The sequence below is a fragment of the Bradyrhizobium sp. 2TAF36 genome (genome assembly GCF_052114925.1).
GTDB lineage: Bacteria > Pseudomonadota > Alphaproteobacteria > Rhizobiales > Xanthobacteraceae > Bradyrhizobium > Bradyrhizobium barranii.
Genome location: NZ_JBFRFR010000052.1, coordinates 52,830 through 64,724 on the forward strand (window position 1 = coordinate 52,830; position 11,895 = coordinate 64,724).

Here is an 11,895-nt window from a genome sequence, read left to right on the forward strand (position 1 = left end):
CCTAGCTGGCCTTGAGACGTACGAAGCGACTGGCGATGGCGCGCATGTCCTGCCAGCACGCACTTCGGTACGGCCCGAGCTGCGAAGCGGCAACCGCGACGACAAAGATGGTCACAGCCGCCAGCGCCGCGATGGCTGCAACAGACCACCAGGACGGCGCAGGGTGGAATGGCGCGTGGTCGAGGCCATAGCGCAGCGCCAGCGCCGTCGCGATCCCGACGCCGAGCGGCATAAGCACGCAATGGACGACGCGCGACCAAATGCCGGCGAAATCAAAGCTGCGGCGCAACAGTAAGATGATCGTCGTCATCTGTGCCGTCATACCGGCGCACGCGCTCCAGCCCGCGGCCTGCCATCCGAAACTTGGCAACACGATCGCACTCGTGCCGAGCGTGACGACACCTGTAATCAGCGCGATGAGCGCGTTGAAGCGCGACTGCCCCTCTGCCAACAGATAAAAACCGAAAACATTGGCCGTCGACCCGAGGATTCCGGCAATCGATAACACGACGAGCACGCGCGCAGCTTCGGCTGCGACCTCGGCGCCGGTCCAGACGTGCAGCAACGGGCCCGCTACGGGGATCAATGCGCCCAGAGCGCTTGCGGCAAGGACGTTGAGGACCCACGACGATCGGAACAGCAAATCGACCTTGCGGTCCTTGCTCTCCCTTTGCAGCGTGCTGAAGAATGGAAACAGGATTTCACCGACCTTGAGGATGCCGATATAGGTCGCCTCCTGGAGGCGCTGCGCTACACCGTAGAAGCCGACGAATTGTGGTTGCAACAGCGCGCCGAGCAGATACCGATCCGCCTGCCCCGCGAGCAGTGCACCGCCCTGCGCGGCAACTTGCCAGCCGCCCAGCCTGGCCAACTTGCCGAGCGCCTCGCGATGCAATGCCGGGGGCGCGAGCCACTCGCCCATCGCGCCGCGGGACAAGGCCAGGACTGTCAGCAGGCTGGTGGCAAAACCCAGTGCCTGGCAACCAAGGAATGTCGACGCATACGGCGCCCCCGGGATCAGCAGCAGCATCGACAGGGTCGTGATCACCGTGGTGATGATGCCGATCGAAGCGATCCGGCGATAGTCCTGCCGCGCAGTGAACAACGATACGAAGATTGCCGATACGCACTGGCACAACCAACCGATACCGGCCAACACGAAAGCCAATCCAAGATCGTCGGCAGCCGGCCCAGCCAAATGAAATCCAAGACGCGCCAGCGGAGCCCCTGCAACCAGAAAGAAAATGGTGATGAGGCCGCCCACACCGACCGCGAGCGCTATCGCTGTCGCGAAAAGACGTCGTGCATCTTCGCGATCGGACGGATCCAGGCGCAGCGCAAGCTCGCGTGCCGTCGACAGTCCCAACGCATTGCTGAACACCAGCGCAGGCGCAATACAGGCGGTCACGAGACCCGCGACACCGAACGCAGCAAGACCAAGGCGAGCGATTACGAAAGGCAGGATGGCAAGATTCAGCACCACGGCCACAATGAAGGCCATAGCATTCCACATTGAGTTCCCAAGCAGATCGGGCGGTCTTTTCTTCAACGTCATGCCAGCCACCCGGCCTTCACCTCAGCACGCTTTTGCTGCCTCGCCGACCAGGGTTCCCCCTCGATTTCGTGAAACTGGGCTAGCAGCCGGTGCCCGGAATGTCGATAGGCGCGGCCGGCTCGGCTGGCACCGTTGACCGTGCCAGGGCGGCCCTCTGGCTGCCAGCGGCAGCAGCCTGGCGAGCGCGATGAATGCGCTGGAGACCGTCACACGGTCCTGGCGCTGAAACGTGGAGACGCCCTCGCGGCACGACTGGGTGTGGGCATCGTCTGCAGTGGCACGGCGAGCAACGGCCGGCCCCGCTCGGCGACGACCTTGGCGCGGCTCCTATGATAATGATGCCATTCGTGCCCGATACCAGGACGCCCGCAATTCCAGCTTCGCGGGAGATGGTGATCGATTTCGAATCGTCACGGCGTTCGAGCTGTTCATCGCGTGTCACGGCGACGATCCTCTGGCGGAGAAGGCGCGCGACGCACTGAAGCATCTGGCTGCGCTGCCCCTCCGCGCGGCGGGCCCGGGCAGCATCCGCGTCGGCCCAGACCTGCTGCAGGATGACTTGCCCCATGGTCTTTCGGCACTATGGTAGGCCGCAATCTGTCCCGGAGCCTATCACGATGCCCCTCCCGCATGCCTCGGAAGCCCTGTCGCGCTTCACAGTACTTGATCTGACCCGCGTCCGGTCTGGCCCCACCTGCGTGCGCCAACTCGCGGACTGGGGCGCCAATGTCGTCAAGATCGACGCGCTGACCGAGGATGCCGGCGGCGAGCAGCCGGGCGGGCCGCGGCGGGGTTCCGACTTCCAGAATTTGCACCGCAACAAGCGGGCGATGACGCTGAACCTGAAGGACGAGCGCGGGCTGGCCGTGTTCAGGCGCCTCGCAGCCAAGGCCGACGTCGTGGTCGAGAATTTCCGTCCCGACGTGAAGAAGAAGCTCGGCATCGACTATGAGAGCCTGCGCGAGATCAACCCGCGCATCGTCTATGGCAGCATCTCCGGCTTCGGCCAGGACGGGCCCTACCACAAGCGGCCGGGCTTCGATCAGATCGCGCAAGGCATGGGCGGCCTGATGTCGATCACCGGCGCGCCGGGCGAAGGGCCGATGCGGGTCGGTATTCCCGTCGCCGACCTCACAGCCGGCCTGTTCTGCGCCATGGGCATCCTCACCGCGCTGCTCGAGCGCGAGGTCTCGGGCAAGGGCCAGTGGGTCCAAACCTCGCTGCTCCAGGCCCAGATCTTCATGCTCGACTTCCAGGCCGCACGCTGGCTGATGGAGAAGGAGGTCGCCAAGCAGGCCGGCAACAATCACCCGACCAGCATCCCGACCGGCGTGTTCAAGACCTCGGACGGCTATATCAACATCGCCACGACCGGCGGGCGGATCTGGGAGCGTTGCGCGCAGGCGATCGGCGCCCCTGAGCTCTACAGCCATCCCGACTATGCGACCGCGCCGGCCCGCTCCAAGAACCGCGACGCGCTCAACGCCAAGATCGCGGAGCGCACGGTCACGAAGTCGACCGAGACCAGGGTCCGCGAGTTCAACGACGCCGGCGTGCCGTGCGGACCGATCTACGCCATCGACCAGATGTTCGAGGACGCGCAGGTCAAACATCTCGGCATCGCGCAGGACGTGCCGAACGACGAGGACCGCCACATCCGACTGGTCGGCCAGCCCGTCACGCTGTCGCGCACGCCGAGCAAGATGGTGGCGCGGCCGCCGGAATTCGGCGAGCAGACGAGCGAAGTGCTCGCCGAGTTCGGCTTCGCCCCTGACGAAATTGCCGAACTGAGACGAGCGAAGGTCGTTTGACGCCGCCCAGCGCCAACGCGCGCGGCCTGCTGGGGCCTGCGCATGGCTCGGGGATCCTCTCGCGGCCCGCCCGAACCGATCTGCCACGGCGATTTCGGACCGACGAATATCATGCTCCAGGGCGCAGAACCGCGCGTCATCGTCGCCGTCCTGCTCAAATCCTGCCTCGCGATTTTCTCAGGCGCGCATCTGACGCGGTGCCGGCCCATGCCCGCCTCACCCGAATTCTCGAGCTGCCCCGCTAGGCTGCCTTCTCCCCCTGTCTGCGAACCGGCTTTCCAGCCAGCAATGATCCGTTGATTTGTATCGTTCTACGATATATTTCCGGCGCCGGCCGATGTGATCGGCGCCACTTCGTCATCCTCACAATCGCGTTATCCCGATCGGACCAAGATGCCCCGCCCCATCCCCGCCAATTCCCTGCCGCGCCTCGGCGACTTCACGACAGACCGCCGCGTTCTCATGCTGGTCGCCATGGCGATCTTCGTCGGCGCGGGTGGCGCCGGTACGGCGTGGCTGTTGCTGCGCGCCATCGCGCTCGTTACCAATGCCGTGTGGCTGCACACGTTGAGCACGCAGACCCTCTCGACAGCCAATCTGAAACCCGACGCCTGGATGGTTGCGGCCCCGGCCTTTGGCGGCCTCGTCATCGGCCTGATGGCGCGCTTCGGTTCCGAAAAAATTCGCGGCCACGGTATTCCCGAGGCGATCGAGGCCATCCTCATCGGCGGCAGCCGTCTCCAGCCGAAAGTCGCCGTTCTCAAACCGCTGTCGTCGGCCATCTCGATCGGTACTGGCGGCCCGTTCGGCGCCGAGGGCCCGATCATCATGACCGGCGGTGCTGTCGGCTCTCTCTTCGCGCAATGCTTCCACCTCAGCGCGGCCGAACGCAAGGCGTTGCTGGTGGCCGGTGCCGCGGCAGGCATGACGGCCATCTTCGGAACACCGATCGCGGCCGTCATGCTCGCCGTCGAGCTTCTCCTGTTCGAGCTGAAGCCACGCAGCCTGATCCCCGTGATCGCCGCCTGCGTGGTCTCGTCGTCGCTGCGGCCCTGGCTGATCGGCAGCGGCGCACTGTTTCCGTTCGCCGGCCAGCTCGATCTGCCCTGGTGGGGGCCGCTTGCCTGCGTGGGCGTCGGCGTGCTCGCGGGACTGCAATCGGGGTTGCTGACCACGCTGCTATACATGGCCGAGGATTTTTTCAGTCACCTGCCGATCCACTGGATGTGGTGGCCGGCSATCGGCGGACTGTTCGTCGGCGCCGGCGGCTTGATCGAACCGCGCGCACTCGGTGTCGGCTACGACATCATCGGCGACCTGCTCAACGACAACGTTGTAGTATCAGTCGCGGTGCTGATCCTGCTGGTAAAGTCCGCGATCTGGATCGTCGCTCTCGCGTCGGGCACATCCGGGGGCGTCCTCGCGCCGCTTCTCATTTTCGGCGGCTGCGTCGGCTGGCTCGAAGGACAATTGCTGCCGGGGTCTCATGGGGCCTGGGCGCTCGTCGGCATGGCCGCGATGATGGGTGGCACCATGCGCTCGCCATTGACCGGTATCCTGTTCGCCGTCGAATTGACCGGCGACTTTCCGCTGCTCGGATCGCTTCTGATTGCCACGAGCGCCTCCTATGCGCTCACCGTATTGCTGCTCAAGCGCTCGATCCTCACGGAGAAAATCGCGCGGCGCGGCCAGCACGTGGTGCGCGAATACGGCATCGATCCCTTCGAACTACTCCGCGTCAACGAAGTGATGGTGACGGACGTCGATACGCTGCCGGCAACGATGACGGTCGGCGAAGCGGTGACGTTCTTCTCCGGGAACGGGCGGCGTCACAAGTCCTATCCGCTGATCGATGCGGACGGTCAGGTCTCGGGTCTCGTCGGCCGCTCGGACGCCCTGCGCTGGCGAGCGGAAAGCGCCGACGGTCGCGACACCCTGTTCGACTGCGCCTCGGACCGCTCGCTCACACTCGGCTATCCCGACGAACCGGTGTCACATCTTGCGGATCGGATGGTTCTAGCCGACGTCGGGCGCGTGCCGATCGTCGAACGCGCGAGCGGGCATCTTGTCGGCCTGGTTGCCCGCAAGGATCTCCTGCGCATTCGCGCCACCGCAAGATCCGTCGAGAAGCAGCGCTCGGCCTTCTTCGGCCTTGGCCGCCGCAGCCCGTCAGAACAGGTGACCGCCCTTGACGACGCGCGGCTTTAGACAGCGGATTCGCCTCGCCGACAATCTGCGCCTACGACCCTCTTTGCTAGGTCGACGCGGGTTTCGCCCGCCCCGTCCATCCGGCGCGCCCAAGAAGACCGTCGATCACCGGCCAAAATAGCAACAGGATGGCCAGCGTCGTGATCGGGTCGACCAGACCGCTCGACCAGAACACTTTGAGGTTGCCGCCGGACCCGATCATCGACAGGTGGAAGACATCCTTGGCGCGGTTGCCGAGCACGAAGACTAGGGGAGGCCGGCGTCGTCTGAGTCCGCTCACGATAGGGGCAGTCTCGCATTGGGTAAAACGTTGGATGCCTGCCCGTTCGGGCCGCCCGACCCGACCGGATAAGCCGGATTGAGCCTCCATCCCGATTTTCACGAAAAACAGCCTCCGTTCGAGCCGTTCCTCGTTGTTCAGGCAAGACCGCTTTAACCACAGGTGCTCTAGATTTCAGCTCATTCAAAGCGGAATGAACCCCAATGGCGATCGATTCCCGGACGGTTAGCTACAGCATCATTGTCCCGGTCTTCAATGAGGAGGCCGTTCTCCCTATATTGCTACGCCGGCTCGACCTGTTGCTGACCCGGCTCAACGGCGCGGCGGAGGTCATTATCGTCGACGATGGCAGCAGCGATTCCGGCTCCATCGTGCTGGAAGCACTCGTCAAACGCGATCCGCGCTATCGCTTGATCGGCCTGTCGCGCAATTTCGGCCACCAAGTCGCTATTACCGCCGGCATGGACGCGGCGCAGGGCCAAGCGATAGTGGTTATGGATGCCGATCTGCAGGACCCCCCTGAGGTCGTGGAGCAACTTATCGCCAAATGGGAAGAAGGTTACGAAGTCGTCTATGCGCGGCGCCTGTCGCGCGCTGGCGAAAGCCGGTTTAAGCGCTCGACGGCCCATCTGTTCTACCGGATACTCGGGCGCATGACCTCGGTTCGGATTCCGGCCGACGTCGGTGACTTCCGCCTGATCGATCGCAAGGTGCTCGACGCGCTGCGCCAGATGCCGGAGCGGGACCGCTTCGTGCGCGGCATGATCGCCTGGCTCGGCTTCCGGCAGACTGAAGTGACCTTCCATCGCCTCGAGCGCGCGGCCGGCGAAACAAAATATCCTCTGCTCAAGATGACCCGTCTTGCGTTGGCTGCAGCGCTCGGCTTTTCCGATGTGCCCTTACGCCTGGCAATCTGGTGTGGGCTCGTGGTGTCGTGCCTGGCCCTCCTCTACGGCGGCTGGGTGCTTGTGCTGTGGATGAGCAAGGACAGCAACCTGGTTGCCGGCTGGTCCTCGACCATGGTCGTCATATCGCTCCTATGCGGACTTAACATGCTCATGACGGGCATCGTCGGGCTCTACATCGGCCGCATTCATGCCGAGGTGAAACACCGTCCACTCTACGTCGTGCAGAAGCGGTTGGGCTTCGATCGCGCCCAGGCTGCGCCGGCGAGCGCCGCAGCTCACGCCATGCACGAATAGTGAGCCCACATGAGCGAGCTCTTCGACCAGTACCGCAGCAATTACCGGGACGTCGTCCAATCATCGATCGACTTCTCGGGCCTGCCCCACAGCTTCTTCATGCGCTCCAAAGCCGACCTCCTGCGCGACCTGACCGCGCGGCGTCTCGGATCGGCAAGACCCGCGATGCTCGACGTCGGTTGCGGCGTCGGCAGCTTTCATCCGTTGCTGCGCGGCATGGTCGGCAGCCTGACCGGCATCGATGTTTCATCGGAGAGTATCGAGCAGGCGCGCGCCGACAATCCCGGCGGCGAGTACCGCGCCTTCGACGGCAGGAGCTTTCCCTTCGACGACGACAGTTTCGATATCGTGACTGCGATTTGCGTGCTGCACCACGTCGCGCCTGCCCAATGGACCAACTTCATCAATGAGATGCGGCGCGTGGCGCGCCCGGGGGGCCTTATCTGCATCATCGAGCACAATCCCCTCAATCCGCTTACCCGCCTTGCCGTTGCGCGCTGCGAATTCGATCGCGACGCCGTGTTGCTCAGCGCTCGCAAGGCACGGAGATTGATGGCGGCTAGCGGTTTGCAGAAGATCGGCGCGCATCATTTCCTACTGTTGCCCTGGGAGGCAGAGCCGGCACGCCGCGTCGAGGGCGCCTTGAGGCGTATTCCGCTCGGCGCCCAATACGCCGCCTTTGGTACCGCCTGAACTATTTCTACAACACATCCAACCGCCGATGGGCGACCGCCACATTGTCGCTGAAGATGCATTGCCAGTCCGGCGGGCAGTGGAGCAGCGTCACCCCTGGCGTGTCCAGCTCAAGCAGTGTCGCATCAAGTATTCGTCGAGCAGCTTGAGAAAATCGCGCCTGATGGGGCCAAATAGACGCGCCCCAGAAGGCAATCACTACAAGAGCCAGCGCTCCAATTCCTAGTAGCAGAAGAACGGCTTCCAGCATGACGAATCAAGCTCCGTCCGCGAATAGGATATTCGTCGCGAAAGCCGGGATTAACCAAACGTCTTCCTGCACGGGACAGGGATCGGCGGCGCTCTCAGTAAGGACCTCGCCGGCTTCTGAGCTGTAGTTCCAGATTTTCATAGCGAGTTCTCAGTATTTGATCCACGCAAGCAGCGCGATATTGCGCGGCCGCGCCTCGGAGCGGCCGAGCCCGCCGTTAACGCCACCGCTCGCGCCGGTAGTCGGCGACTGCGCGACAGCTGTAGCGCCACCGGGCGAATTGTAGAAGTGAGACGGTGCGCAACTTGGTATCGGCGCCGAAGGGTCTGTCATGAGTTGCTCGATCAGAGGTTGCGAATTAGATTGTCGCCCCGCTGGGGGAATCTAATGATCCATCGGTTTGTTGCGCCCGGCTGCCGTTCGCTGTCCGTTCTCGCTCAACGCGTCTATCGGAGGATGGACCGGGAATGGAAATATTAACCTGACCTCTTCAACTTGAGCCAGACGGGGGCGAAACCAATGACGCTCGGCGCACGCTCAGGCGGCGAACCATCTCCGGGGTGACGGCAAATGATCGATAGTGATGATGACTATTCGCGAAGGTTTCAGGAACTAAGGCCATTTCTCGTAAATGACGAAGGTCTCAGATACGCGGACTTCATCAAGACGCTGACGCCCAATTATACGAGGCTCTATCTGGATATTGCGCTCGGCTACTTTGCGCTGATTGTTACTTTTGCGTCTGTCCGCGCCGTGCCCGTGGAAATGGACTATGGACCGCTATTTACTGTGTTTGCTGGTGCAATCTCTATTGGCTTCTGGATCGCCTACCTGCAACTGTTCCTTCATGAAGGCGCTCACTTCAATTTCGCCCCTGATAGAGGACAGAGTGATTTTCTATGCAACATTCTGGTTGCTTGGATGATAAGCACATCTGTTCAGCAGTACCGCATCACGCATTTTCAGCATCATCGCGCGCTCGGCAAAATCGACGACAGCGAATCGACTTATTTCTCCTCGCTTAATCTGGCATTTCTGATCAAGGCTCTGTTTGGCGTCCGAGTGATGGAAGTGCTGCGGTCGCGCACCGAACTCGAAGCTAAAGCCAAGAGGGTCGATCGAGGCACATGGGTCAGGCCCATGGGTCTCCTTGCGCACATTGCAATCGTCACGATTTCCTTCTTTTCTCGCGAGCTACTTTTTTGCGCCGCGTGGGTCCTGGGGACCGTGATGTTTTTCCCCCTCTTCGGCGCTCTTCGCCAGTTGCTGGAACATAGAGACCCCTCTGCGGATCCATGTGTCGATTACAATGAGCTTGATCATGGCGCCTATACGAGGGTGTTTGGACCCGGCATATTCGCTTCGGTATTCGGAGCCGCGGGATTCAATCGCCACCTGTTGCACCACTGGGAGCCGCAGGTTTCTTATACCAACCTGCATGAAATGGAGGCATATCTCCTCAAGACGGAGTTAGCATCGGTTATCGAGCAGCGTCGCTCCACATATTTGAAAACGTTCCTCAGTCTCTTCAGGTTCACATGACCAAAATAACGTGCCCGATTTGTGCCGATGGTTCTGTGCGTCATTTCGCGAAAGCCAACGATGTTGAGTATTTTACATCCGGCAGGCTCTTCGATTTCTACCGCTGTGACAGCTGCGATATTCTGTTCATTTACCCGATGCTGTCGGATCGGCTGAATGAAATCTATCCATCCAACTATTACTCGTTTCACGCCAATGCAGCCGATACCTTGGCACTACGCTTCAAGAAGCGTCTTGACGACAGGGCTTTCCAAGCGATCACCAAACAACTCAATGGAGAACGCCTGTCTGCATTAGACGTTGGAGGCGGAATCGGTTGGCTCCTCGACGGGCTGAAGAGAGCCGATTCAAGAATTGCTGATACAACCGTCGTAGACATTGATGCTGGAGCGGCCGATGTTGCCCGCGCCAAAGGTCACAACTTTCACCTCACGCCTATTGAAGGCTTCGAGACTGAAAAAACGTTTGACTTGATCTTGATGCTAAACCTGATCGAGCACGTTCCAGATCCGATCCAGATACTGAAAAAGGCAAAGAGCCTGCTTTCTCCTGGTGGTCTCATTTGGATTAAAACGCCCAACTACGACTCGCTAGACGCTCGTATTTTTAGATATCGTTCCTGGGGAGGATATCACACGCCTCGACATTTCGTTCTCTTCACCAAACCTAGCTTCATTCGTCACTGTGAATCCGCGGGCCTTCATGTTTTGAATTGCTCGTATACGCAAGGCGCCCCATTCTGGACCGTAAGCGCCATTAACGAATTAAAGCGCATTGGCCTCGCGGAGGTGTCAGCTGCACGGCCATCGCTGCAGAACAGCCTTACTCCCTTTTTTCATCTGCTTTTTGCGGCGTTCGATTTTGTCAGGATGCCTTTCTCTAAGACGTCGCAGATGAATTGCATCCTCACGGCCCAATCATCCACTTCTGAGACATCATCGGCCACACCGATTTCGAGGGCGAAGTTGGGGTCAAGCAGGATTTCTGGCGGTGCGTGATCACGTCGCTCCAATAGGAATCAGCGCGCGGGCCGGACGGCAATCTGAATCCCGGCTCCATATGAATGCCATGGCTGAGAAGACTCCCGACGCTGCCTAGAAGAGCTGCGAGATCTGCGTGCAAGATCATCCGTTTGGCGAGAATTCTCCGACCTCTCTCAGCCATTACCCCACGCAAAGACCTGCGCTCAGGACGTGCCGAACGACGAGGACCGCCACATTCGACTGGTCGGCGAACCCGTCACGCTGTCGCGCATGCCGAGCAAGATGGTGGCGCGGCCGCCGGAATTCGGCGAGCAGACCGACGAGATCTTGAAGGAGTTCGCCCTCAGTGCAGACGAGATCGCGACGCTCCGGAACGCCAAGGTGGTGTGAAAGAACGGCCGCGTCGCGACAGCCGGCCTTTCGGGTCCGGGCCGCCGCGGTGATCACCATCGGCCGCGCATTGACGGCTTAAGCAACCATCTAGATCTTACGCAAACCGTCGAAGCGCGTGCCGACATAGCGGAGAAAGGTCGTTGTTGGACAGCTCGACCGATCCGCCGACTTGCTTGACGCCGATCGTGTTGAAGGAGATCGGGTGGCATCAATGTTGATGCCGCCGCCCGAGATGGCAATGCCGGCAACCGAGTTGCTTGACACGACCGAATTGCTGAGGTGAACGGCGGCGCCGGCACCCACGCCGATACCGCTGGCCGCGTTGATCACCTTGATGTTGCTGAGCGTCGCCTTGATCAAGCCCGCAGCCGCGCTTGCAATCGTAAAGCCGCTGCCTCCCATATCCCGTGGTGTTCACGACGTTCAGCGCTCCAGTTTCCAATCCGCTAATGGGATGGTCCGGCCGTGCTCCTGCCCCGCCAGCGATAAGCTGGCCAGGGGCGCCAAGACAAGGAGCACGCCATGTCCCAGACACCCAGTACCGCGATCGCCGTGATCGGCATCGATATCGGCAAAAACTCGTTCCACGTCGTGGGCCACGATACGCGCGGCACCATCGTGCTGCGGCAAAAGTGGTCGCGTGGCCAGGTGGAGGCGCGGCTCGCCAATATGCCGCCTTGCCTGATCGGCATGGAAGCCTGCGTCGGCGCACATCATTTGAGCCGCAAACTCGCATCGTTAGGTCACGATGCCAGGYTGATGCCGGCCAAATATGTCCGCCCTTATAGCAARGGACAGAAGAACGACTTCAACGATGCCGAAACGATTGCCGAAGCCGTGTGACCTTGCCCCGCGGGTTTAATCCAGTTTGAAGTTCGTTCTGGCCCACGACAAGGACCAGAGCATGAAGCGCAGCCGCTTTTCGGAAGAGCAGATCATCGGGATCTTGAAGGAGCATGAGGCCGGCGTGTCGGTCGC

General features: G+C 61.3%; 11 protein-coding genes and 3 pseudogenes. 9 read left to right on the top strand and 5 right to left on the bottom strand.

The genetic code is table 11. The features are described 5' to 3' along the window. Window position 1 precedes the first annotated feature (1 nt). Window positions 2-1,555, bottom strand: a complete 1,554-nt coding sequence (locus AB4Z51_RS27935; RefSeq protein ID WP_441498411.1) for a lipopolysaccharide biosynthesis protein — start codon at window positions 1,553-1,555, stop codon at window positions 2-4. A 617-nt stretch (window positions 1,556-2,172) separates the two neighbouring features. Between AB4Z51_RS27935 and AB4Z51_RS27940 the strand changes: the two genes are divergently transcribed. Then, window positions 2,173-3,366, top strand: coding sequence for a CaiB/BaiF CoA transferase family protein (locus AB4Z51_RS27940; protein ID WP_441498412.1), 1,194 nt, complete (start codon window positions 2,173-2,175; stop codon window positions 3,364-3,366). Window positions 3,367-3,759: 393 nt separating this feature from the next. Beyond that, a complete protein-coding gene (locus tag AB4Z51_RS27945) occupies window positions 3,760-5,574 on the top strand; it encodes a chloride channel protein (protein WP_441498413.1) in 1,815 nt (604 codons plus the stop codon). A gap of 46 nt (window positions 5,575-5,620) precedes the next feature. Here AB4Z51_RS27945 and AB4Z51_RS27950 read toward each other — a convergent pair. Continuing rightward, window positions 5,621-5,824, bottom strand: a pseudogene (locus AB4Z51_RS27950) (tripartite tricarboxylate transporter permease); the annotation flags it as partial. Window positions 5,825-6,057: 233 nt separating this feature from the next. Between AB4Z51_RS27950 and AB4Z51_RS27955 the strand changes: the two are divergent. Both AB4Z51_RS27955 and AB4Z51_RS27960 read left to right on the top strand, forming a co-directional pair. After that, window positions 6,058-7,056, top strand: a complete 999-nt coding sequence (locus tag AB4Z51_RS27955) for a glycosyltransferase family 2 protein (protein ID WP_441498414.1) — start codon at window positions 6,058-6,060, stop codon at window positions 7,054-7,056. A gap of 9 nt (window positions 7,057-7,065) precedes the next feature. Further along, entirely contained in the window at window positions 7,066-7,749 is a 684-nt protein-coding gene (locus tag AB4Z51_RS27960; RefSeq protein ID WP_212454617.1) for a class I SAM-dependent methyltransferase, read from the top strand. A gap of 7 nt (window positions 7,750-7,756) precedes the next feature. Here AB4Z51_RS27960 and AB4Z51_RS27965 read toward each other — a convergent pair whose 3' ends face one another. Both AB4Z51_RS27965 and AB4Z51_RS27970 read right to left on the bottom strand, forming a co-directional pair. Further along, window positions 7,757-7,999 carry a hypothetical protein gene (locus AB4Z51_RS27965; RefSeq protein WP_441498415.1) on the bottom strand — a complete coding sequence of 81 codons (243 nt, stop codon included), beginning with the start codon at window positions 7,997-7,999 and terminating at the stop codon, window positions 7,757-7,759. A gap of 150 nt (window positions 8,000-8,149) precedes the next feature. Next, window positions 8,150-8,332 carry a hypothetical protein gene (locus AB4Z51_RS27970; protein ID WP_441498416.1) on the bottom strand — a complete coding sequence of 61 codons (183 nt, stop codon included), beginning with the start codon at window positions 8,330-8,332 and terminating at the stop codon, window positions 8,150-8,152. A gap of 237 nt (window positions 8,333-8,569) precedes the next feature. On the opposite strand from AB4Z51_RS27970, the gene AB4Z51_RS27975 reads away from it, so the two are divergent. From AB4Z51_RS27975 to AB4Z51_RS27985, 3 genes and pseudogenes are all read left to right on the top strand, one after another. After that, window positions 8,570-9,541, top strand: coding sequence for a fatty acid desaturase (locus tag AB4Z51_RS27975; protein WP_441498417.1), 972 nt, complete (start codon window positions 8,570-8,572; stop codon window positions 9,539-9,541). Beyond that, window positions 9,538-10,539, top strand: a complete 1,002-nt coding sequence (locus AB4Z51_RS27980; RefSeq protein ID WP_439036930.1) for a class I SAM-dependent methyltransferase — start codon at window positions 9,538-9,540, stop codon at window positions 10,537-10,539. The genes AB4Z51_RS27975 and AB4Z51_RS27980 overlap by 4 nt, the downstream gene beginning before the upstream one ends. Before the next feature lie 186 nt (window positions 10,540-10,725). Continuing rightward, window positions 10,726-10,914, top strand: a pseudogene (locus AB4Z51_RS27985) (CoA transferase); the annotation flags it as partial. 90 nt (window positions 10,915-11,004) lie between these two features. Here the strand turns inward: AB4Z51_RS27985 and AB4Z51_RS27990 are convergent. After that, entirely contained in the window at window positions 11,005-11,277 is a 273-nt protein-coding gene (locus AB4Z51_RS27990) for a hypothetical protein (protein ID WP_441498418.1), read from the bottom strand. A 162-nt stretch (window positions 11,278-11,439) separates the two neighbouring features. On the opposite strand from AB4Z51_RS27990, the pseudogene AB4Z51_RS27995 reads away from it, so the two are divergent. After that, window positions 11,440-11,757 (top strand): annotated as a pseudogene (locus AB4Z51_RS27995) (IS110 family transposase); the annotation flags it as partial. A 64-nt stretch (window positions 11,758-11,821) separates the two neighbouring features. Next, the coding region (locus AB4Z51_RS28000) for a transposase (protein WP_352784979.1) at window positions 11,822-11,895 on the top strand (74 nt) is incomplete at its 3' end.